The sequence below is a fragment of the Clostridium sp. genome (assembly GCF_032576335.1).
Taxonomy (GTDB): domain Bacteria; phylum Bacillota; class Clostridia; order Oscillospirales; family Acutalibacteraceae; genus Faecalispora.
This window is the reverse complement of record NZ_JAWFXC010000001.1, coordinates 90,724-113,426: the sequence shown is the minus strand read 5'-3', so window position 1 is coordinate 113,426 and position 22,703 is coordinate 90,724. Positions and strand designations below refer to the sequence as shown.

The following is a 22,703-nucleotide window of genomic DNA, read 5'->3' as shown; positions in this document are numbered from 1 at the left end:
TCTAAATATAGCTTTATTTTAGTTAACTATTGACTAAAGTTTATTGTTATTATACTATATTAATGATATGTTAAGGGGGTAATAATTGTGGAAAATGCAATATTGGTGTTGAATGGGTTCAATGGACAGCTGGAGGTATATTCCAATAAAGTAGTAATTAGGCGCAATGGTTTTTGGGCCAGGATGTCTCAAGGCTATGATAAGGGAGATAAAGATATATATATCGATCAAATTAGTGGTATTCAAGTTAAAAATGCCGGTAGCATAACAAAAGGATACATACAGTTTACATTAGTTGGTGGTGTCGAAAAAACAGGGGGGCTAGAGGAAGCGGTAAATGATGAAAACTCAGTTCTCTTTAAAAAGATAGATAATGATACAGTTGCACAAATTAAAGATAAAATAGAAGCACTTCGGAATCAACTAACCGCTCCTGTTATGGCGAATAGTATAAGTTCGGCTGATGAGATAAAAAAGTTTAAAGAGTTATTCGATGCTGGAGTTATTACAGAAGTTGAGTTTAATCTAAAGAAAAAAGAGCTGTTGGGTCTCTAATATTTTTAAGTAATTAATCAAAAAAGCCTGCTATGAATGAAAGATTTTTTCTATCATCATAGTAGGCTTTTTTATTTTATGTGTACAAGCCAATCCTTAAATTCAAGAAGCCGGGATGGCGGAATGCGAAGTGCGGTTGCAATGTTGAATAAAACTTCAAGCGATAAGGTTGTAATCATGTTAGGTGCTTCAATTTCACCAAGATACGAGCCATACCAATCACTCATAAAAGTGTATCTTGATTGCTACAGTATAGTAGACAGCCCATTTTTATTAAAAGCGTGTTGCATACCCACATCGTCTGCAAAGCTCCTCACTAGGCTCGCGTGCTGAAAAACCATTGTAAAGTGCTTGTGCGCGTTCCCCAGACAAAATTTGAGCAAGCGGCGTTTGAAAAAGGTTCCCCAGTGCAATATCCCCCTTACTGTCAAGACAGCAGGGAACCACAGTACCGTCGCTTAGTACTCCCGCTTGGTTGCGCAATCCGTAGCAGAATATGGGCTGTTCCGTGCGTGGTTCGGTCATGCTTGGCCATGTGAAGCGCGCCGCTTTCCCAAGAAAAAGGCGTGGTGCCAGTGTGGTGCTTCCGCTGTTACAAATCTCGATTTGAGCCGCTTTTTGAGCCGCATTATCCAATCCTAAAAGATGGCACAAAGGTGTGAGAATAGCCTCGTTATCAACGTTGTTCGCGCCTAGGTTCCACATTCTTAGCTCGCAAAGAATTCCTTTGGCCGTTGCCGCCGTAACAAACGATGCCACATCTCTTAAATAATCCTCCTTGCGATAAGTGCTATCTGGCTCTAAGCTGTGTAAGGATACGCTTACTTTTCGCAATGCGGGTGCATTCAGTAGTACTTTCTGTGCTTTTGCAAGCAACGTACCGTTTGTAGTAATGTTAACTTTCATGCCAAAGTGGTGTGCCAGAGCTAAAAATTCTTCCAACTGAGGATGCGCCAAAGGCTCGCCTAAAATGTGCAGATAAAGATAGTCTGTATAGGGCTTTACCTGCTGGATGATATGTGTGAACTCATCCGTACTCATAAACCGTGGTGTACGAACATTGCCAACGCAAAAACTGCACGATAAATTACAAACATTTGTAATTTCAACATAGAAACGGGATAGCTTTTTCATAGATGAACTCAACTTTTCTAAATATAATGAGGCTATTATAGCATACAAAGCTTCTTAATAGTAAATTAGAAAAAGTTGTTAATCCCTTTTATCGACTTAGTATCTGGCTCAATTTTTCTTTTCGCCAAAGAGATATAAGACAGTGAAATAAAAATGAGAATAGCGAAGTTTACTCTGCTTTCGCAATTGATTTCGTTGTTTAATTTTATATAGTAATATTATGGGAAAATTTGCTTTTCGCTGCAAAATCATGGATGTACCCAAAGAATCGATTTTTGGTAATAATTCTTTAGGCATCTTTCTTTTATTGTGTCTAATGCTTGGATGTAGTCATCATAAATATAAAACAAATATTATAACTTATAGGAAGAATTTCGTGATGCATGCAGTTTATCATACAAAATCGCAACAGCTTATTTGACACCCCCCTGGCAATTTGTTATCATTCTAGAGGTCTGGATTGATACGATTAGCGAAGAAAGAGGGAGTCAATTGTTTCACTTGGTTACGGATTACGCGGCAGATTTAAAAAGAGAATTTCATGGGTATGGACCCACAGCACTGCGCAAGGATTTTCTTTCGGGAATTACCGTTGCGGCTGTTGCATTACCACTGGCATTGGCCTTTGGTGTAGGCAGTGGAGCAGATGCCGCCGCTGGTCTGATTACAGCGATTATTTCTGCTTTTGTTATAGGCGCACTTTCTGGCGCATCCTTTCAAATCTCTGGCCCAACCGGTGCCATGACTGCTATTTTGGTTCCTTTGGCGGCACGTTATGGATTAGACACTTTATTCGCTGCGTCTTTATTGGCAGGCCTTATGCTAATACTGGCGGGGCTTTTTCATTTAGGGAACTTGGTGTATTTTCTGCCAACCCCAGTTATTTCAGGTTTTACCTCCGGTATTGCTATCATAATTGCGCTAGGGCAGGTTGGCAATTTATTGGGGGTAACTCTTACAGGGAACAATGCGCTGGAGCGTGTGGTAACTATGGTGCAAAGGGGAGTGACCCCCAATTGGTACTCACTGGCAATTGGTCTGTTTGTGATTGCGCTGATGATGCTTTGGCCTGCAAAATTGGGTGCCAAAGTACCAGGTTCTTTGGCTGCGGTAATAATTGCTACGGTGCTTTCTGTGGTGTTTCAGTTGCCTGTTCAGAACGTAGGCACAATTCCTCAAACTTTAATACATACCAACCGTTTAAGCATTGCCTCTTTGTCGCAGATGCAGCTTGAGGTTATTCTGCTTCCCGCAGTCAGTATTGCGGTGCTTTGTATGATTGAAAGCCTGCTATGCGGTGCGGCGGCAGGACGCATGAAGGGAGAACGAATGAATGCCGATCGTGAGCTGGTGGCTCAGGGTGTGGGCAACGTGTTACTTCCCTTTTTTGGCGGAGTTCCCGCCACAGCAGCGATCGCCCGAACCAGTGTTGCGATTAAATCGGGTTGTCAAACGAGATTAACCAGCGTGATTCAGGGTGCGGTTCTTCTGTTATCTATGTTTTTACTAAGCCCTCTTATGTCGCAAATTCCGATGGCGGCGCTTGCAGGTGTGTTGATGGTTACCGCATGGCGCATGAATGAATGGGAAAGCATACGGTATTTATGCGTTCATAAGTTCAAAGGCGGTATCTCAAAGTTTGTAATTACCATGCTGACCACCGTTCTGTTTGACCTTACCATTGCCATTGCCGTAGGGGTACTATTCTCCATTGCCATCTTTGTCATTCATATTTCAAATCTTCAAATTTCCGTCAGTGAGTTGGATTCAAAACGTCTAGAACTGCCCACGGAGGCTAGCCGTCATATTCAGGTAGCTTATATTACGGGAGCGGTCTTTTTCGGCTCATTGGAGCAGTTTGAAACCGGGCTGGCTCAGGCAGATGCAGATGTATTGATTTTGTCTATGCGTGGCGTACCCTTTGTAGATACCTCTGCTGTTGCATTTTTACTGGACTATTGCCGTGAACAGCAGGAAAAGGGAGTCACCATACTGTTTTCCAGCATTCAGCCAAGCGTAAAAGAAATGCTGGACCGTGCCGGAATTACCGATGTGGTAGGCTCTGATTCGTATTACTTCAATGCCAAAGATGCTATTTTAGCTCACTTGCAAGAATAAAAGAGTATTGAGAGTATTGCATTAAAAAGCTTTTTATATAGAAACCGGACAGAGCATTTGCTCTGTCCGGTTTCTTTTTACGTATTAAAAAAACAGGCTATTTGAAAATCACAGGCTGTCAGGTAAGAACTATTGTGGCGGATATTGCTTTCTATTTGAAGCAACATCAACAGCTGTGACATGTGGATTGTGGTATTTTTTTCGTTTCCTTGTGAATCTTGGGAAATTGATTGCCTGTTTGGGGCAAAAGGAGATACATGCCATGCACTGGCTGCATTGGTGGAGAAAGATTGGTTTGCCATTTTCAAAGCGAATGTTATGGCAGGGGCAAACTTTCGCGCACAAACCACAAGAAATGTAGTCATCCCAAACGGAAAAGTATTTGTCGTTTGAGGGGCAATGCTCAATAAACTTCTGCATCTTCCGTGGCGCTAGCCATCGTGTAATCGCATTGGCGTGCGGATGATACCATAGCTTCTTTTCCGCAACTTCTTGTGCAATGGATTTAAGCTGTTTTTCAGTTTTGGGAACATGCTTGTCGGGATTCGGAAACGGTGGATACATAGTCACATAATTGGCAACACTGTACACTTTTTCTCCATAGGAAAGCGTGCAGCGCTTTTCCTTTAGCAGTTCCGCTAGTTTATCTTGACAGCCACCGTTGATTAGCCCGGGCGTAGAAACCGCAAAAATGTATGCCTTTGGGTTTAACTTTACTTTCTCTACAAAATGGATTGCTTAACATAACTATGTAGCGAAACTTGTCAGCACCATAATTATCTGTCGCGAAATTAGTAATAGCGGCATATTTTCCGAACTTTATAGACAGCGTCTAAGCCATAGTCGTAACCAAAAGACTCACAAAGCAATGAAGCTTCGTGAGTCTTTTGGGATGATATACATTAGAATCCATAGTTTTAACTGCAGAGAATGATACACAATTATATTTTTGATGATATTATATAATTTTAAAACAGTTGACATCTATTACGTATAGTGATATATTTATATTACAGTAAACGTACTAATGTGGGTGGTGGTTTAAATAAGAGATAATATAAAAGGCGGCGCTTTGACAGAAACAACATTCCTTGTCCTGTTGGCTGCGTATAGACCTAATCATGGGTATGGGATTATGCAATTTATAGAAAAGAAAACGAATGGGCGGGTTGTTTTAGGGGCTGGTACTTTGTATGGTGCAATCAATGCTTTGATAAAGAAAAAATGGATTGTCCCCTTTGGCAATGAAGCCGATAGCAGAAAAAAAGAGTTTGTTATAACCGATATTGGAAGACAGAAAGCGCTAGAAGAGTTGAAGCGTATGGGCGAAGTTTGTGAACTGGCCTCAACAATTATTAAGGAGGGAGAGAATCAATGACCAAAACTGTTTTTCGATACTTTTTTGATTTTTTGGATGGTCAGGAAAAATGGTTAAACAACATGGCTGAGCAAGGTTACCGTTTAAAGAAGTGCGGAAGGATGACCTATACTTTTGACACGTGTAATCCACACGAATATGAATATGCCGTAGAGTTTATCGGGGATCAATCATATTCCAAAGGGGAAGATTACCGCAGGTACCTTGAAGACTTAGGATTCCGCACTTTTACCAAAAACATGAACTTGAATATTTCTTATGGAAAAATGAGATGGCGTCCCTACACAAAAGGTATGGGGCAGATTGCGACCTCTCCCGGTGGGTTCAACGAAGAGCTTTTGATTTTAGAAAAAAAGCGTGACGGAAAACCTTTTGAATTGCACACAGATGTGCTGGATAAGTTGGACACTTACAAGACGGCAAGACGTGCCTATGTATGGGCTACTATTTTGATGTTTGGCTTAACCGCTATAACATTTGTTCCCGGTAGTTCTTTGGTGTCCATTCCCATGACATGGGTTATTAGAGCGGTTATACTATTTTTTGGTATTCTGTTCGCTATCCCAATGGTGAAATATTCATCATTAGTTAACCAGTTAAAAGAAGAAAGTAAAACCTTTGAATGAATAAGACAGCAAATGAAAATTCAACAAGAAATCCTCTAAGATTTAATTCTCACGCGAGTGGTTTTAGAGCATCTATGACCTGTGAACTTGTATAAATACGCACCAAGGAAAGACCGGCGATTTTAAAAATCGCCGGTCTTTCCTTGGTGCCGGTAGCCTCTTAAATGTCCTTTGGCAATGGGCAAGCGAAGGAATGCAGAAATCACCAGATAAAGTTGCCAACCTGTTGGCGGTCGCAATTTAATTGCCAGATAAAACCCATATGAATATTGGTTAAAATAAATTACCAGAAATTAAATCATGTTCAATTGATAAGCCCTCTATTTCGTGTTATTCTAAGAGTACGAAACGGAGGGCCTTGCTATGCAAATTGGAACTATAATTCGCAAATATCGTTTACAAAAGAATTTGACGCAGGAGGAAGTAGCAAGGCGCTTAGGCGTGACCGCTCCTGCCGTAAATAAGTGGGAGAAGGGCAATTCCATGCCTGATATCACGCTACTCTCGCCCATTGCGCGACTACTGGATATCACTCTAGACACGTTGCTATCACATACGGATTCACTGTCTGATGAGCAGGCAAATCGAATCATTGTGACAGCTCATAAAAAACTGAAAAACGAACCATTCGATATGGTCTTTTCATGGGCAAAGGAACAGCTTTATATCTATCCCAATAGCGACTTTCTCACACTTCACATGGCACTTGTATTGCATAGCCACCTTCAAATGCAGGAAATCGATGGAGAGGCGGAGTTTGTCTCTTATTTCGTAAGCTGTTATCAGCGTGCGCTAGAAAGTGAGGATGAGCACGTCAAAAGCTCTGCCGCCAATGCACTCTATCACTACTACATGGGTTGTGAACAGTTTGACAAAGCGGAGAAATACCTTGATTATTTCTCCGCAGAGAATCCCGAACACAAGCGTAAGCTCGCCGCAGTCTACCGCGAGACAGGGCGCGAGGATGAGGCATTGCAGATGTTCGAGGAACTGCTCTATTCAGGCTACCAAAATGTTCAATCAACCTTCCATGACATTTATAATATTGCGCTAAAGGGCCAGGATTTCAAGAAAGCGCATCAGATATTGGAAAAGTTGAGACTTTTGGCGCAACTCTTTGAGATGGGGGAATATCACGAAATATTACCAGGCCTTGAACTGGCGATATTGGAGAAAGATTCTGAACGCCTCTTTGAGATTGGGCAGAGATTGCTAGGAAATATTGAAAGCATATCCGGCTTCACCAAATCTTCATTATATTCCCACATGAAGTTAAAACAGCCAAGTAAAGAATATTACGATGAAGTGTGTCAGTCCCTTCTTGGCTGCTTAAACGAGGAGCAGTGTGCATTTGTGCAGGGAGACGCAAGGTTTGATGCTTTGCTAGTAAAGTAATAATAGGCGGCGGTATCATGATGATATCGCCGCCACTTTTTTGTTTATTTAGCTTTCTTTTTTCGCGGCCTCTCGGCTTAGATTCCGAGCGTTGCGTCACGCCGTTCGAAAAGAAATTATAGTCGAAATAAAGCAATAATCCGAACCCGTCCCCAATGGGGACAAGGTTCGGATTATCATGATTTGGTGCCGGTGATCGGACTTGAACCGATACCCTGTCGCCAGGACTGGATTTTGAGTCCAGCGCGTCTGCCAATTTCACCACACCGGCAAGAACAACGTGCTTTATTATAATCTATTTTAAAATGAAAATCAAGTACTTAAATTAAAAAAATAATAAAAAGCTGCCGTTTTTTATCGGCAGCTTTCTTTTTAAGGATTTAAATCTCCTCTTTTTCGTGCTTGTGAATCCCGCTGTAAACAATACCACGCATGGCGTCTACCGTTACCGTAGTGCCGCTCTTCAAAAGATGAGTGGCGTTTTCTGCATTCACAATAACTGGCTTGTTTAGAGCCATCCCGGCGATTGCCGCGTGGGAATTGAGGCCGTCCTGCTCCGTAATAATCGCAGAGCTCAGGCGAATCAGTTCCATCAGCTTATTGGTTGTGTGCGGCAGAACCAATACATCTCCGGGCTTAAAGCGCTGCCAGGCTTCTTCTTCGGTTTGGCAAACGCACAGATTTCCGCAGGCATAGGTTTGATTCACACCGCGCCCGGAAACGAGAATATCTCCAACCATCTGTACCTTTAACAGGTTGGTTGTGCCAGAGAATCCTACCGGTACACCTGCAGTGATGACCACAACGTCACCGTCTTTTACAAGCCCGCGGTCTTTGGATACCTTTACTACATGGTCGAACAACTTATCGGTGTTAACCTGTTCGTCTACCATAATAGGAATAACACCCCAAGAAAGGTTCATTTGTCGGCGCACTGTTTCGCTGGTTGTGCCCGAGATAATGGGGCAGGCAGGGCGGTATTTCGATACCATCCGTGCGGTTCTGCCAGATTTGGAAACCGTAATGATTGCCACGGCGCCCAAATCGTGTGCGGTAGTGCAGGTAGCATGAGAAATAGCAGAGGTAACATTGGGAGATTCTTTACCTACAAGCTGCATAAAGCGAGATTTGTAGTTAATATCGCGCTCGGTACGCTCCGCAATGGTAGACATTGTTTTGAGAGACTCGATGGGATATTTACCGGCAGCGGTTTCCCCAGAGAGCATAATAGCGCTGGTGCCATCGTAAATGGCGTTTGCAACGTCAGTTGCTTCTGCACGGGTGGGGCGGGGGTTCTTCATCATGGAGTCGAGCATCTGGGTAGCGGTGATAACCTGCATGCCGCCGTTATAGCCCTTTTTAATCAGGCGCTTTTGCACTACGGGGATTTCTTCGAGCGGAATTTCTACACCCAAATCGCCACGTGCAATCATGATTCCGTCCGCTACGCGGATAATTTCATCAATGTTATCGACACCCTCGCGGTTTTCAATTTTGGCGATGATGCGCATGCTGTGGCAGTTGAGTTTTTCCAGCTCACTGCGCAGCTCTAAAATATCGCGTGCACTGCGTGTAAACGATGCCGCAATAAAATCAAATTCTTCCTGCACAGCAAAAGCAATGTCCTTTTGATCCTGCTCGCTGATAAAAGGAAGAGAGAGCTGAACTCCGGGTACGTTTACACCCTTATTTGAGGAAAGAGTTCCGCCGTTGAGCACGGTGCATAGCACATCTGTATCTGTGCAGGATTCGACTCTCAGCTCAATTAAGCCGTCATCTATTAAAATGTGGGAACCGTGGGTTACGTCCTTTGGCAAATTCGCAAAGGTTACGCTTACAATTTGGTCGGTACCTTCCACCTGCTGCGTGGTAAGGGTAAATTGCTGCCCCTGCTTTAAAGTGATTTGGGGCACCGAAAAGGTTTTAATACGAACCTCCGGGCCTTTTGTGTCCAGCAGCAATGCTACAGGAACATCCAGCTCTTGGCGCAACTTTTTCACTTTATCTGAACGAACTTTTTGTTCAGCATGGGTTTGGTGGGAAAAGTTCAGTCGGGCAACATCCATGCCAGATAGCATCAATTGGCGCAGAACACTTTCTTTGTCAGTTGAGGGGCCAAGGGTACAGATGATTTTGGTTTTTCTCACGGTAATTCCTCCATTCAAACGGACGCTTTTCGTTAGCGCGACGGTGCACAAATCCTGATTTCTTCCCCCCTATACTACATCATTTATTGTGAAAAATCAAACATAACATTATTGCTGCAAAAGAAAATAGGTTACTTAACTGTAATCATAAGAGATATTGAAAAAATTTACGATAACATATACAATAAAGAAGGTATAAAAGGTTTTTACTGCAATGGAGCGGTAATACATAAGGGAGGAATGCGAAGCGTGGGGCTCTGGAATAGAAATGGTCGTTCCGGCCACAAAAATAAAGTGCTGAAAAGCCAGCCGGGGTGGCGTGGAGTCAATCAGGTTCGGCGCCTGCGTATTTTAATGACTGTGGTTGCCGTAGTTATTTTAATTTCGCTTATTGCGGGGTTGCTGCTTGTGTGGTACCAGCTGCACCCATCTTTGGAAAAAGAGCTGTTTGAGTCCTCCTCTGCTACGGAGTATTCTGAGCCGGTGCAGTCTGCTGCGGCAAGTAACGCACCAGACCTTTTGTTGCTGGTCACCAGTGAACGAGGTTTGATGCAGAACACGGTGCCTGATTTAACCGAGGCGGATGGCGTCTCGGTAGATAAACGGCTTGCCGCTGCTTTTCAGCCCATGAAGGAAGCAGCAGCCGGGGATGGTGTTACTCTAAAAATAACCAAAGGCTATGTTGCCCCTGAAAAGCAGGAAGAGCTGTATAAAAAGAAAGTGCAGGAGTTAGTCGCCTCCGGCTACACACAGGTGCGCGCAGAAGACTCAGCGCAGACTCTGGTAGAGCGTGGAAATTTTAGCGAATACCAAACCGGCCTTGCGGTGGATTTTGATTTCACCGGCGGGGAGCAGTCCAAATGGCTGCTGGTTCATGGCACGCAGTATGGTTTTATTTTACGCTATCCCGAGAATAAAAGCAGTGTAACGCAAAAAAGCGGTGAACCACAGCATTTTCGTTACGTGGGGCAAGAAAATGCGCAGCGTATGCGCCAAATGGGCTTTTGTTTAGAAGAGTATGTGTCTTATCTTGCCAAACAATCGAAGAAATAGACGGTGTTTTCTGCTGTTCTTTTCGTTTATAATGATTAAATAGAGTTGTTTTTTAGAAAAAATAAGATTTTACTGGAAATACTACTTGATTTTTAAATCGCTTTGTGCTAAAATTCCTTTGTTATACTTATGTTGATTAAGTTGTACTTTCGTTGAAAGAGGTGACAGGAATGAAGGAAGCAATCCATCCGAAGTACCAGAAGACGACCATTAAATGCGCTTGCGGAAATGAGATCGACACACGGTCTACCAAAGACAATATCCGCGTTGAAATATGCTCCAAGTGCCATCCGTTCTTCACCGGCAAACAAAAGCTGATTGATACGAGCGGTCGCGTAGACACATTTAAAAAGCGTTACGGTATTCAGGAGAAATAATCATCCTGAATCATCCTACGGAAGTTTTAGCTGGAATTATGGGGGGCGGCGCGATGCGCCGCCCGTCTTTTTATCATTCTGTGAAAAGGGCGTGGCAGGCTTATGGCAGAATACAAAACCGTTCGTGAAAATGCCTGTGCAGAATTTGTGGAGCGTCGTTCCCGGTTTATCGGCTATGTTAGGCCGGTTACAACCGAGGAGGACGCGATTTCTTTCCTTAACGAAATTCGCCAAAAGCACTGGGACGCGACCCATAATGTGTATGCCTATTCCTTGCGGGGTGGCCAGCTACGCCGGTATTCAGACGACGGTGAGCCGCAGGGCACAGCCGGAATGCCGGTACTAGAGGTTTTACAAAAGTCCGGAATTGTGGACACCGCCGTTGTTGTTACCCGCTACTTTGGCGGCGTAATGCTGGGAGCAGGCGGTTTGGTACGAGCTTACTCGCATGCGGCTTCCATTGGTGTTCAGGCGGCAAAGCCGATTGTAATGCGTCTTTGCTCTCTGCTGTACTTACAATGTGATTATTCACAATATGGAATTTTAGCGGCACTCATTCCGGAATGCGGCGGTGTAGTAGATGATTCAGAATTTACTGAAATTGTGACACTGCGCTTCCACATGGCAAAGGAAGAGGTACCGTTATTTAGCAAACGACTGGCAGATGCAACTGGGGGAACGGTAGAGGCAGAACAAGCCGGAGAAAAATATTTTGAATGCAAGCAGGAGTTTTAGTCCTTCTTTGCGTATATCCTTATGAGAGGATTGCGGGTGATAACTATGACCGTAAGAGAGAGAACAGAACTGCTTGAAGAGCAAATTTTGTCGCCTTATGCTACATTAGCAAAGAATTCGGAAGGCCGGGAGCGGCCGGAAGAAGAATGCGAAATGCGCACACCCTTTCAGCGTGACCGCGACCGTATTATTCATTGTAAGGCGTTTCGCCGATTAAAGCACAAAACGCAGGTGTTTTTGTCGCCTGAGGGCGACCATTACCGCACGCGTTTAACGCACACGCTGGAGGTTTCACAAATTGCACGTACCATTGCACGTGGGCTGCAGCTCAATGAAGATTTAACCGAGGCAATCTCACTGGGGCACGATTTGGGGCATACCCCGTTTGGCCATGCGGGAGAGCGGGTGTTAAACGATTTGTGTGAGCACGGCTTTCGCCATAACGAGCAAAGCGTGCGTGTGGTAGAAAAGCTCGAAAATGAAGGTCTTGGCTTAAACCTGACCAAAGAAGTTCGTGACGGTATTTTGTGCCACACCAGCGGCACACAGGCAAAAACACCGGAAGGCCGTATTGTTCGCCTGGCGGATAAGATTGCCTATATTAATCACGACATTGACGATGCGGTGCGAGCAGGTGTTTTAGATGAAAACGACATTCCCCAGCAGATAACCAGTGTGCTCGGCACCAAAAAATCGGTGCGAATTGATACGCTTGTAAAGTCGGTCATTCGCGCGAGTAATGGGGACGACATCCGCATGGAAGACCCTGTTTTCCCTCTCTTTTTAGAATTGCGCCAGTTTATGTTTCAAAAGGTCTATTTTAATCCTTATGCTAAAAAGGAGGAACAAAAGGTTCCGTTTTTACTTCGCACCCTGTTTGAATATGCAAAAGATTCTGCGCACTTACCGCCAGATTTACAAGAAACAGCGCAGTGCGAGGGTACGGAACGAGCCGCCGCCGATTTTATTGCCGGTATGACCGACCGGTACGCCGTTGAGCTGTTTCAAGAAATCAGCGTTCCAAAATCTTGGGACCATTGAGCACCTGAGTTAGGAGGGAAATCTGTTGGCACTGTCGGATGATTTTTTACAGGAGCTGAAAAGCCGCAGTGATATTACAGATGTGGTTTCTTCCTACATTGACCTGCGGCATAGCGGCAGAACGTATTCTGGGCTTTGCCCATTTCACAGTGAAAAGTCGCCGTCGTTTCATGTGTACCCAGAGAACGGCTCTTTTTATTGCTTTGGCTGCGGTGCGGGCGGAGATGTAATCACCTTTGTGCGCCGGATTGAAAATCTGGATTACATGGAATCGATTCGACTGCTGGCACAAAGGGCTGGAATGACAGTTCCGGAAAATGAAGCGGACCAAGGCTTAGCCAAGGCTAAAGGGCGTATTTTAGAAATTAACCGGGAAACCGCACGTTTTTACCACACCCAGCTTTTGGGCACACCGGGTACACCAGGAAGAGAGTACCTGTTAGGCCGCGGCCTAACGCCGCAAACCATTCGCCATTTTGGCTTGGGGTATGCGCCAGACTCTCGCTTTGCACTCGTGAACACCCTAAGTGCAAAGGGCTATACACCGGAAGAGCTGTTGCAGGCGAACGTAGCAGTAAGGGCATCTACCGGAAGGGTAATCGACCGTTTTTTTGCCCGAGTGATGTATCCGATTATTGACCTGCGAGGGAATGTAATTGCGTTTGGCGGGCGAACGTTAGGGGATTATAAGCCTAAATACCTCAATACGTCCGACACGCTTGTGTTCCATAAAAGCACCGGATTGTTTGCAATGAATTTTGCGAAGAATAACGCGAAGGATGGCCTCATACTCGCAGAGGGGTACATGGATGTTATCGCGTTGCATCAGGCTGGGTTTGAAAACGCCATTGCAACACTGGGTACGGCACTCACCACAGAGCAGGCAAGACTTTTGGCACGCTATACCGGTGAGGTTTACCTTTGTTACGATTCAGACGAGGCAGGGCAAAAGGCAAGCTCTCGCGCCATTCCCATTTTACGAAATGTTGGGCTTACGGTTCGCGTACTGAATTTAAGCGCGGGGAAAGATCCCGACGAATTCATTCGTTCCTATGGGGAACAGGGGCCGGCGCGGTTTCGGCAACTGATAGAGAGCAGCGGGAACGATGTGGAATACCGCCTCCAAAAGCTGCGGGCAAAGCATAATGTGCAAACAACAGACGGTAAGGTCGCGTACCTAACAAGTGCGGCAGAGCTTCTTTCGACGCTCGACAGCCGCATGGAGCAGGAGATATACGCAGGCCGCCTTGCAGAGGAGATTGGCATTGAACGTGCCTCTATACTTCAGCAAGTTGAAAAAAATTCAAAAAAACGACGTAAGGACAAAGAACGGCAAGAGTTTCGTGCATTTCAGCAGCAAACAGCAGGAATTCGCGACACGGTAAATCCAGAAAAAAGCCAGAATTTGCGTGCCGCCAATGCGGAAGAAGCACTAATTGTTTACTTAATGCAGCATCCAGACGCTGCAAGCGCGCTGGAAGCGGCTCTGCCGCCCGAAAATTTTGTCACATCGTTCAATCGTCGATTATATACGGTCATTCTGGGGAAGATTAAGGATGGCAAGGCATGCGGCCTTACAGACCTTGCGGGGGAATTCTCGGTGGAAGAGATTTCTTCTGTTGCGAAAATGCTGGCAGATTATCATCAGGTTCATGTAACTGCTCAGGACGCAAAAGAGTACCGGAATGTGATTTTACAGGAAAAGCAGAAGCTGGACCCGCAAAAAGCGGCTCCACAAGACATTCGGGACTATCTGCAAAGACTTAGGGAGCAGAAAAAATAGGGGGAACTAAGCAATGGAAATGCCTGATAAGAAAACAGTCATCAGAGACCTGATTGAACTGGGAAAAAGCAAAGGACAGCTTTCAACGAAAGAAATTCTGGACGCCCTCGGCGAACTGGATTTTGACCCGGAACAGATTGAAAAATTTTACGACACACTCGAAAGCCAGGGCGTTGAAATCATAGAGGATTTTGCTAATATTCCGCTCGAGGGGCTCGAAGTTCCTTCCACTGACAGTGAGGACGTGGAGGCATCTTTAGTTACCGAAGGAATCGCGATTGATGACCCTGTTAAAGTATACCTCAAAGAGATTGGCCGCGTTCCGCTGCTTACCCCCGAAGAGGAAATTGATTTGGCGATTCGCATTTCAAATGGAGATGAAGCCGCGAAGAAGCGTCTTTCGGAAGCCAACCTTCGATTGGTTGTTAGTATTGCCAAGCGTTACCTTGGGCGCGGCATGCAGTTCCTCGATTTGATTCAGGAGGGAAACCTCGGCCTGATTAAAGCAGTTGAAAAGTTTGACTACACCAAGGGCTTTAAATTTTCAACCTATGCAACATGGTGGATTCGCCAAGCGATTACCCGTGCCATTGCAGACCAGGCAAGAACCATCCGCATTCCAGTGCATATGGTAGAAACCATCAATAAGGTTAAGAAGGTTTCTAGCCAACTTCTCCATTCCAACGGCCATGAGCCTACGGCAGATGAGGTTTCTTTAGAACTGGATATGCCGGTGGATAAGGTGCGCGAGATTATGCGTGTTGCACAGGAGCCAGTTTCACTTGAAACCCCCATCGGTGAAGAGGAAGACAGCCACCTTGGCGACTTTATTCCCGATGATGAAGCCCCCGCCCCTGCGGATGCGGCGTCTCACACATTACTGCGTGAGCAGCTTGGCGAGGTGCTCGACACCCTCACCCCCAGAGAAGAAAAAGTGCTTCGCCTACGGTTTGGTTTGGAAGATGGCCGTTCCCGCACGCTTGAGGAAGTGGGCAAGGAGTTTAACGTAACGCGAGAGCGTATTCGCCAGATTGAGGCAAAGGCATTGCGTAAGCTTCGTCACCCCAGCCGCAGCAAAAAGCTGAAGGACTTCCTGGATTAATGGAAGGAGCCTTGTCATGCACATGACATTAGAAACGGACTATGCCGTCAGAATTGTTGATTTTCTGGCAGCGTCCAGTGAAAGGGCAGATGCGCGCAGTATTTCGGAAGGCACTTGCGTTCCGCCACGGTTCGCGCTAAAAATACTTCGTAAATTGGTTTCAGACGGTATTGTGCAGTCCTTTAAAGGAGCGCATGGAGGGTATATGCTGGCTCGCGCTGGCAGTCAAATTACCTTACGAGAAGTCATTGAATCCGTAGAAGGCCCATACATGATTAGCCGGTGCCAGCAGGATGAATATGCCTGTACACACCAGGCTTGCCGGTACCACCGCATTTACGCCGAGATTTCGGAGTCGGTGCGTAAACAGCTCGATTCGTATACCTTTTCTCAGGTTGAGCCGTGTGGAGCGGCTTGCCGTACTGCAAAAGAGCAAGAAAAGGGCAATGAGCAGGGCTGTTGTTCCGGAGTAGATAAATAATTGTACTACGTAAAAAAAGAAGAGGCTAGTAGCCTCTTCTTTTTTTTATAGAAAGCGATAAAAGAGAGACCTTTCCTTGCCACTGGTGTAGGAAAGAGCCCCATTTTTTGTATATAAGCGTTCGGTTACATGGTTCTAGAAGGTAACAGAATAAGAATAGTTGTGAATTGTTATAAAAGATTGACAGCGAAGAAACTATTATTGACTTTCCTTTTTAACAGAGCTAATATTAAATTGGTAGCACCAATTGCTTGCGTTTTCGGTTCTTATTTGCTGGATTGCTCAACGGCCTAGTTAATTCAGGTAAATAGGATTCCGTAAAATCACCGCGCTGAAAAGCGCAGCTTTGACCCTTGGATGGGGGTACAACATAGGAAAGAGATGATCAAAAATGAATCTACTCGTATGTGTGAAGCAGGTGCCGGATACAGCGGAAATTCGTATTGACCCCAAAACGAATACGCTAATTCGGTCGGGCGTACCCAGCATTGTAAATCCCTTCGACTCTTATGCACTGGAAATGGCTGCCAGGTTAAAGGACGCAAATCCAGGTAGTAAAATTGTAGTGTTGTCTATGGGGCCGGAACAAGCCAAGGAAGCATTAAGGCAATGCCTTATGGTGGGAGCAGATAAAGCGTATTTAGTGAGTGACCGCGCTTTTGGCGGTTCCGATACGCTGGCTACCAGCTACATACTTTCTTGTTCCATTAAAAAGGTGGAAGAACTGGAAGGTAAATTCGATTTGATTTTCTGCGGCAAACAGGCGATAGACGGCGACACCGCACAGGTAGGGCCTGAAATTGCAGAGCATTTGGATTACCCACAGGTGACCTGCGCCGTAGGAATTACAACGGATAAAGACACCGCTAAAATCAAACGTGAGGCGGAGGATGATTTTGAATCGCTGGGTGTAACCATGCCCTGCTTAATTACGGTGACGAAACTGCCTTATGAGCCGCGCTACCCAACAATTAAAAGTAAGCTGGCGGCGAAGAAAATAGAAATACCCACACTTACCTCTGTGGATTTACCAATAGACCTGAGTCGTGCAGGCTTAAAAGGTTCGCCAACAAAAGTAAAGAAAACGTATACAGCCGTTCAAAAGACAGGCGGAATTCGAATTCAGGAAGAAAACGACAGTGATTCGGGCAAAAAGCTGTTTGCATCGCTTTGCGATACCTGCGTGATATAAAGGAGGGGAAACCATGGAAGCGAAAACAAAAGATTTGTGGGTATTTATTGAAACAGATTCCAGTGGTAGTGCCAAAAACGTGGGGCTCGAACTGCTGAATCCCGGTCGCCGCCTTGCGGATGGTCAAAAGGGTAAGCTGATAGCAGTTGTGATTGGCTCACAATTAGATTCCGCAATAAAAGCCGCGCAAGAATACGGAGCAGACGAAGTGCTCGTGGTAGATGGTCCCGAATTTGGCCGCTATACCACAGATGCGTATACCGACGCATTGTACCAGCTCATTGAGAAGTATGGCCCTACCACACTGTTGATTGGAGCGACTGGGAATGGACGCGATATGGCTCCCCGTCTTTCTTGTCGCCTGAAAACAGGGCTTACCGCCGATTGCACAGCGCTGGATATTGACGAGCAAAGCGGCAATGTAGCTTGGACCCGCCCTGCCTTTGGCGGGAACCTGATGGCAACCATTGTGTGCCCTGACCACCGCCCGCAGATTGGCACAGTGCGCCCCGGCGTTTTTAAAAAGCCAGAGCCAGCGCAAAACCATACTGCTAGGGTTCTTCGAGAAGAAATTCATATACCAGAGGAACGCCTGCGCACGAAGGTTCTGGATGTCATTAGCGAACTGAGCCAGGAACTGGTAGATTTGGAAGGGGCAGAGATTATTGTATCCGGTGGCCGCGGAGTAGGCGGAGCGGATGGCTTCCGCTATCTTCAGGAATTGGCAGATTCCCTTGGGGCAACGGTAGGGGCTTCGCGTGCAGCGGTGGATTCCGGTTGGATATCCCGTTCGCATCAGGTTGGGCAAAGTGGTAAAACCGTAGGGCCAAAGCTGTATATTGCAGCTGGAATTTCAGGAGCAATTCAGCATTTGGTAGGAATCAACAGTTCGGATGTCATTGTGGCAATTAATAAAGACCCGGATGCCCCTATATTTGGTGTAGCAGATTATGGGGTAGTCGGCGATTTGTTTCAGGTTTTGCCGGTACTAACGGAGTCCGTTAAGAAGAAAAAAGGTCTAGCATAAACACCGTTTTATTCTTCCAATCGGTAGCTCATATCTCCCCAATGATATAGCTCTATGATACATTCTTTGAGAGAATCCTGTTTGGAAAAGTAACCCATGAATTTAGACAGATTGTAGCCATAGGTTTCATCAATTATTTCAAAGCTTGCATTGTGGAACTCGTTGATAAATTCCCGAAGCTCCATTTTTTTACCGGTAAAAGAGCCGGGATTCCCGCACAGTACCTCTTGATATTCAAGCAGGTACACGTAGCAAAAATCCCAATCAATATTTTCAAACTCAACCCATCCCTCCACTTGTTCAAATGGCGCAACCGTACAAACAAATCCACTTTGAAACTTCATTTGGAGGATATTTTCGGTTAACTCAAAATCAATTACTCTAGCATCGTGCAGACTATAAGGTAAATCGGTCATGTTCCTGCGAATGATCCGCTTCATCATAACACCTCATCCGTTTATAATTCTATCGATTCAACTGCATTTTACCAGAGACAATGGCGTTATTCAATCTAATATTCTAGAAAAGCTGAAATAAAAAAGCGGCAGTATCTGTTTTAGATACTGCCGCTTTTTTAATCATAAAGGAAGAGTTATAAAAATAAGTCACGCTCTCCGGCACGCATGCGCTCAATGTTTCGCGTTACAATGCGTTTTACATTGGGATTTTCAATTTTATTCAGCTCGTTCTCCAACAGAGTTTCTCCCATGGAAGAAAGCTCTGGGTCTCCGTAATCGAGCATGTATTCGAGTAGGGTCATGAGAGCGTTTGGTGTGCAGGTGTTTTGAATCGTTCCGCTTTTTGCAAGCTGCATAAAACGGTCACCCGTGCGTCCCTGCCGGTAGCAAGCGGTACAGTAGCTGGGAATGTACCCGTTTTCAATCAGCGATTTAATTACCTCAAGCGGGCGGCGCTCATCGGAAAGCTGGAACTGCCCCGAAACAGGCTGTTGAGGACAGTCTTCCTCCTGCTTATAGCCGCCAATTTCGGTGTTGGAGCCTGCACTGATTTGTGATACGCCATAGCGCAGGACTTCATCCCGCATTTCAGCCGTTTCACGGGTAGACATAATAATGCCAGTGTATGGTACGGCAATGCGAAGAATCGCGACCAAGTGCTTAAAGGTTTCGTCGTCGAGCAGATAGGGGAAATCGGCTAGGCTCATGCCCTCCGCTTGCTTTAAACGTGGCATAGAGATGGTATGGAAGCCTACGCCAAACTCTTTCTCCAAATGAGCATTGTGCATCATCAGCCCCAATACTTCAAATTTGGGGTCGTGCAGGCCAAAAAGAACACCTGCGCCTACATCCTCAATGCCAGCCTGCATTGCGCGGTCAAATGCAGTGAGGTGGTAGTCGTAGTTGCTTTTGCGGCAATGGGGGTGCATGGCTTCATAGGTAGGCTTGTGGTAGGTTTCTTGGAAGAGAATGTAGGTGCCGATTCCCTTTTCCTGAAGCATTTTATATTCTTCTACGGTGGTTGCGGCTATGTTAACGTTTACTCGGCGAATGCTGCCATTGTCGAGCTTTGTATCATAGATGGCGTCGAGCGCATCTAAAATGTAATGAATGTCGCAATTTTTGGGGTCTTCTCCCGCCTCCAGGGCAAGGCGCTTGTGACCCATACGTTCAAGAACGCGAACTTCCTGTTGAATTTCTTCCCGAGTCAAACGGCGGCGCGGCATTTCGTTACAGTGCTGAAAACCGCAGTAAACGCAGTTGTTTACACAGTAATTTGAAACATACAGCGGTGCAAACAGCACAATTCGGTTGCCGTAAATCTTACGTTTAATTTCTCCAGCGGTTTGGTAAATACGTTCTAACAGTTCTTTTTCTGTGATTTCGAGGAGTAAAGCAATATCAAAGTAATCGAGCGTTTCGCCCTTTTCGGCACGCTTTACTGCCGCTTCGCGCTGCTCGTAGGTGCTTTGCTTTGCTTTCTCTAATAATTCATAAATCGCATTATGGTCTAACTGCATCATGTTGTATTCTCCAATCTACATGGTCGCCCCGGCCCACCGTCAGGCGGAATCCAGCCCGCTCAACGCGGCCTTGAATACAGAAACGACACTCCGCCGCTTCATCTCCGGTACAGATTTTATTATCGTATAACAGGTATTTCTTACGTACGTCCGTCGGTGACAAATTTGGCATCACTACGTTCGCGCCGGCTTTCAATACTTTTTCACGCCCAAGGGGATCGAGTGTTCCAACCGCGGTAGTTGCCGGCAAAAGTGCGCCAGGCAAGAGTACCCGAAGCATCGCAATCATTAAAATAGTTTGTTCTAATGTGCCGGACGAAAAAGTACCAAACGGCGTATCCTTTTGCGGAATAAACGGCCCGATTCCTACCATGTGCGGCTGAAGCTCCTGTAAAAAGAGCAAGTCGTCCGCTAGATACTCCGCTGTTTGGTACGGAGAGCCTACCATAAAGCCAGCCCCAATTTGGTAGCCAATTTCACGCAAATCCCAAAGACATCGCTTGCGGTTTTCGGGGGACATTGCCTCTGGGTGAAGCTTGCGGTAATGTTCGTCATTCGCCGTTTCGTGGCGAAGTAAATAACGCTGTGCACCTGCCTGAAAAAGCCGTTGGTAAGACTCACGGCTGCGCTCGCCAACGGAAAGGGTCACGGCGCAATCTGGATAGGCACTTCGTATGGCATACACAATGCGTTCCAAGCGCTCATCGGTAAAGTACGGGTCTTCACCACCTTGCAATACAAAGGTGCGGTAGCCTAGCTCACGGCCCAAAGAACAGCATTCTAATATTTGGCTTTCCGTTAAGCGGTAACGCTCTGCGTTTGGGTTACTGCGGCGAATACCACAGTACAGGCAGTCGTTTTTACAGTGGTTGGTAAATTCAATTAGTCCACGCGTATATACGTCGCGATCATAATTGATGCGGCGAAGGCGGTTTGCCTCCTCCATTAGCTCCTCGTAGTCGCTTCCACCGCCACTGCGGATAAACTCCGCAAGCTCTTCACGGTTCATACGGCTCAGGTTACGCATGAATGGCCTCCTTTTGTTGGGTTTCGGGGATTGGCTCGAGCACACGGTCAAGAATACCCGTTACATAAGCAATGAGTACACCGTAGTTTACGATTGGTACATTTGCCACACGGGCTTGTTCTATGCGGCTTAGCATTTCTGTTCGGTTAATCATGCACGCACCGCAGTGAACCACGAGGGCGTAATCCGGCAATTGCTTTGTGTAGCCAAGTCCGGAAGAAAAATCAAAGTGCAGTTCTTTTCCAGTCTTCTGGAGCAACCAGCGTGGAATTTTCACTTTGCCGATGTCATCCTCCTGTCGGTGGTGGGTACAAGCCTCAGCGATTAAGATACGGTCGCCATCTTTTAGGGAGGCAATGGCTCTTGCCCCTGCCGCAAGCTCCGACAAATCCCCTTTTGCGCGGGCAAATAGAATGCTAAAGGAGGTTAAGGGCATGTTCGTCGGTAATAGCTCCGCTACCCGGGCAAATGCCTGCGAATCGGTAATCACCAGAGCAGGAGGTGCGGCAAGGGCGGCTAGTGCTGCGGGAATCTCCTCCGGTTGAACGACCAATGCAGGTGCACCTAACTCCAAGAGTGCCCGCAGAACCTGCTGCTGTGGCAAAATCAGCCGCCCTTTGGGGGCGGAGGAATCAATGGGGGTTACCAGCAGGACAATATCGCCGGGGGATACAAGGCCATCCAGCAAGCTGGGTGCTTTCTGCTGTGGTTTGGTATTGGATAATACGGAAATCAATTGCTCCAACCCCTGCCCGGTTTGTGCAGAAACAGCAATAGCCCTCTCGGGAGCGGGAAGACACTTTAGGTCGCTTTTGTTCCAAACAAGAACCACAGGAAGCCCCCGCTGCCGAAGCTGGTGTATAAATTTTGTTTCGTTTTCATCAAGGCCGGTCTGGGCATCCGCTACATACACCGCTATATCCGTTCTACCTAGAACCTCTAACGATTTTTCGCGCCGCAACTCACCCAGTGTTCCGGTATCGTCAAGCCCTGCGGTATCAATTAACACACATGGCCCTAGCGGGAATAGCTCAATGCTTTTATAAACAGGATCTGTCGTAGTACCTCGTTGATCAGATACAATGGCAAGGTTCTGGCCGGTCAGCGCATTTATCAGGCTGGATTTTCCTGCGTTCCGCCTGCCAAAGAGAGCAATATGGGTACTTACCGAGCGTGGTGCCTGGTTTTGCTCCATTTAGTCGACCTCCTTTTTTGAGATGGATGTCTTAACGGTTACATGCTCCAGCCTGCCCAGCCGCCCGGTGAGGCTGTTAATTTCATCGGTACTGCTCACTACCACTAAAGAGATAACGGCCATGTTTTCCTCTGGCATCGGGATTCCCATACGTCCCTTTACAATGCCTTGAAAAGAAGAAATCACTTGGTTGAATTCGTGCTGGCACAAATTTGGCTGTTCTAAAATAGCGCTGATAACGGCAACTCGGTTCACGATACATTCCTCCTGAAAATAAAGAAGCCTTTCCGATTTTACTCGGAAAGGCAATAAGGTCTGATCAAAGCGCAGTAAAACAGACGGGTCGCTCCCAAAAG

23 protein-coding genes and 1 tRNA gene are annotated in these 22,703 nt (G+C 46.0%); 14 read left to right on the top strand and 10 right to left on the bottom strand.

The features are described 5' to 3' along the window. The first annotated feature begins 87 nt into the window (after positions 1 to 87). Complete coding sequence (locus E7L17_RS00515; RefSeq protein WP_316321314.1) at positions 88 to 555, top strand: DUF4429 domain-containing protein; 468 nt, start codon at positions 88 to 90, stop codon at positions 553 to 555. 71 nt (positions 556 to 626) lie between these two features. Here E7L17_RS00515 and E7L17_RS00510 read toward each other — a convergent pair whose 3' ends face one another. After that, a complete protein-coding gene (locus E7L17_RS00510) occupies positions 627 to 782 on the bottom strand; it encodes a hypothetical protein (RefSeq protein WP_316321313.1) in 156 nt (51 codons plus the stop codon). A 46-nt stretch (positions 783 to 828) separates the two neighbouring features. Then, positions 829 to 1,689: a radical SAM/SPASM domain-containing protein gene (locus tag E7L17_RS00505; protein ID WP_316321312.1), complete on the bottom strand. Its 861-nt coding sequence runs from the start codon at positions 1,687 to 1,689 to the stop codon at positions 829 to 831. A gap of 492 nt (positions 1,690 to 2,181) precedes the next feature. Here E7L17_RS00505 and E7L17_RS00500 point away from each other — a divergent pair, with 492 nt between their 5' ends. Next, positions 2,182 to 3,807, top strand: coding sequence for a SulP family inorganic anion transporter (locus tag E7L17_RS00500; RefSeq protein ID WP_316321311.1), 1,626 nt, complete (start codon positions 2,182 to 2,184; stop codon positions 3,805 to 3,807). Positions 3,808 to 3,936: 129 nt separating this feature from the next. On the opposite strand, the gene E7L17_RS00495 is transcribed toward E7L17_RS00500, so the two are convergent. Next, positions 3,937 to 4,542, bottom strand: coding sequence for an EFR1 family ferrodoxin (locus E7L17_RS00495; protein WP_316321592.1), 606 nt, complete (start codon positions 4,540 to 4,542; stop codon positions 3,937 to 3,939). 310 nt (positions 4,543 to 4,852) lie between these two features. Between E7L17_RS00495 and E7L17_RS00490 the strand changes: the two genes are divergently transcribed. From E7L17_RS00490 to E7L17_RS00480, 3 genes are all read left to right on the top strand, one after another. Next, a complete protein-coding gene (locus tag E7L17_RS00490) occupies positions 4,853 to 5,185 on the top strand; it encodes a PadR family transcriptional regulator (protein WP_316321591.1) in 333 nt (110 codons plus the stop codon). Beyond that, on the top strand, positions 5,182 to 5,811 hold the full coding sequence (locus E7L17_RS00485; protein WP_316321310.1) for a DUF2812 domain-containing protein: 630 nt from the start codon (positions 5,182 to 5,184) through the stop codon (positions 5,809 to 5,811). Before E7L17_RS00490 ends, E7L17_RS00485 begins: the two co-directional genes overlap by 4 nt. Before the next feature lie 363 nt (positions 5,812 to 6,174). Beyond that, a complete protein-coding gene (locus tag E7L17_RS00480) occupies positions 6,175 to 7,206 on the top strand; it encodes a helix-turn-helix domain-containing protein (protein WP_316321309.1) in 1,032 nt (343 codons plus the stop codon). Positions 7,207 to 7,390: 184 nt separating this feature from the next. On the opposite strand, the gene E7L17_RS00475 is transcribed toward E7L17_RS00480, so the two are convergent. Together E7L17_RS00475 and pyk are read right to left on the bottom strand one after the other, a co-directional pair. Continuing rightward, positions 7,391 to 7,477, bottom strand: a tRNA-Leu gene (locus E7L17_RS00475). A gap of 109 nt (positions 7,478 to 7,586) precedes the next feature. Continuing rightward, positions 7,587 to 9,353: a pyruvate kinase gene (gene pyk / locus E7L17_RS00470; protein ID WP_316321308.1), complete on the bottom strand. Its 1,767-nt coding sequence runs from the start codon at positions 9,351 to 9,353 to the stop codon at positions 7,587 to 7,589. Positions 9,354 to 9,602: 249 nt separating this feature from the next. On the opposite strand from pyk, the gene E7L17_RS00465 reads away from it, so the two are divergent. The 9 genes from E7L17_RS00465 (at position 9,603) to E7L17_RS00425 (ending at position 18,144) form a co-directional block, all read left to right on the top strand. After that, complete coding sequence (locus tag E7L17_RS00465; protein WP_316321307.1) at positions 9,603 to 10,406, top strand: M15 family metallopeptidase; 804 nt, start codon at positions 9,603 to 9,605, stop codon at positions 10,404 to 10,406. 170 nt (positions 10,407 to 10,576) lie between these two features. Then, positions 10,577 to 10,783, top strand: a complete 207-nt coding sequence (rpmE, locus tag E7L17_RS00460) for a 50S ribosomal protein L31 (RefSeq protein ID WP_085832247.1) — start codon at positions 10,577 to 10,579, stop codon at positions 10,781 to 10,783. A gap of 102 nt (positions 10,784 to 10,885) precedes the next feature. Further along, a complete protein-coding gene (locus E7L17_RS00455; protein ID WP_316321306.1) occupies positions 10,886 to 11,518 on the top strand; it encodes a YigZ family protein in 633 nt (210 codons plus the stop codon). A 45-nt stretch (positions 11,519 to 11,563) separates the two neighbouring features. After that, positions 11,564 to 12,559 (top strand): deoxyguanosinetriphosphate triphosphohydrolase, encoded by a 996-nt coding sequence (locus E7L17_RS00450; protein WP_316321590.1) that lies wholly within the window; start codon positions 11,564 to 11,566, stop codon positions 12,557 to 12,559. Positions 12,560 to 12,584: 25 nt separating this feature from the next. After that, a complete protein-coding gene (dnaG, locus tag E7L17_RS00445; protein WP_316321305.1) occupies positions 12,585 to 14,342 on the top strand; it encodes a DNA primase in 1,758 nt (585 codons plus the stop codon). A 19-nt stretch (positions 14,343 to 14,361) separates the two neighbouring features. Then, positions 14,362 to 15,444: an RNA polymerase sigma factor RpoD gene (gene rpoD, locus E7L17_RS00440; protein WP_316321589.1), complete on the top strand. Its 1,083-nt coding sequence runs from the start codon at positions 14,362 to 14,364 to the stop codon at positions 15,442 to 15,444. A gap of 22 nt (positions 15,445 to 15,466) precedes the next feature. Further along, complete coding sequence (locus E7L17_RS00435; protein ID WP_316321304.1) at positions 15,467 to 15,925, top strand: Rrf2 family transcriptional regulator; 459 nt, start codon at positions 15,467 to 15,469, stop codon at positions 15,923 to 15,925. A gap of 391 nt (positions 15,926 to 16,316) precedes the next feature. Further along, entirely contained in the window at positions 16,317 to 17,117 is an 801-nt protein-coding gene (locus E7L17_RS00430) for an electron transfer flavoprotein subunit beta/FixA family protein (protein WP_316321303.1), read from the top strand. A 13-nt stretch (positions 17,118 to 17,130) separates the two neighbouring features. Beyond that, positions 17,131 to 18,144, top strand: coding sequence for an electron transfer flavoprotein subunit alpha/FixB family protein (locus E7L17_RS00425; protein ID WP_316321302.1), 1,014 nt, complete (start codon positions 17,131 to 17,133; stop codon positions 18,142 to 18,144). A gap of 8 nt (positions 18,145 to 18,152) precedes the next feature. Here the strand turns inward: E7L17_RS00425 and E7L17_RS00420 are convergent, their stop codons facing one another. From E7L17_RS00420 to E7L17_RS00400, 5 genes are all read right to left on the bottom strand, one after another. Beyond that, on the bottom strand, positions 18,153 to 18,587 hold the full coding sequence (locus E7L17_RS00420; RefSeq protein ID WP_316321301.1) for a hypothetical protein: 435 nt from the start codon (positions 18,585 to 18,587) through the stop codon (positions 18,153 to 18,155). 149 nt (positions 18,588 to 18,736) lie between these two features. Next, complete coding sequence (hydG, locus tag E7L17_RS00415; protein WP_316321588.1) at positions 18,737 to 20,122, bottom strand: [FeFe] hydrogenase H-cluster radical SAM maturase HydG; 1,386 nt, start codon at positions 20,120 to 20,122, stop codon at positions 18,737 to 18,739. Next, positions 20,106 to 21,152 carry a [FeFe] hydrogenase H-cluster radical SAM maturase HydE gene (gene hydE, locus E7L17_RS00410; RefSeq protein WP_316321300.1) on the bottom strand — a complete coding sequence of 349 codons (1,047 nt, stop codon included), beginning with the start codon at positions 21,150 to 21,152 and terminating at the stop codon, positions 20,106 to 20,108. The genes hydG and hydE overlap by 17 nt, the downstream gene beginning before the upstream one ends. Next, positions 21,145 to 22,347, bottom strand: a complete 1,203-nt coding sequence (gene hydF / locus E7L17_RS00405; RefSeq protein WP_316321299.1) for a [FeFe] hydrogenase H-cluster maturation GTPase HydF — start codon at positions 22,345 to 22,347, stop codon at positions 21,145 to 21,147. Before hydF ends, hydE begins: the two co-directional genes overlap by 8 nt. Beyond that, on the bottom strand, positions 22,348 to 22,602 hold the full coding sequence (locus E7L17_RS00400; RefSeq protein WP_085832236.1) for a TM1266 family iron-only hydrogenase system putative regulator: 255 nt from the start codon (positions 22,600 to 22,602) through the stop codon (positions 22,348 to 22,350). It abuts the gene before it with no gap. Positions 22,603 to 22,703: the final 101 nt, after the last annotated feature.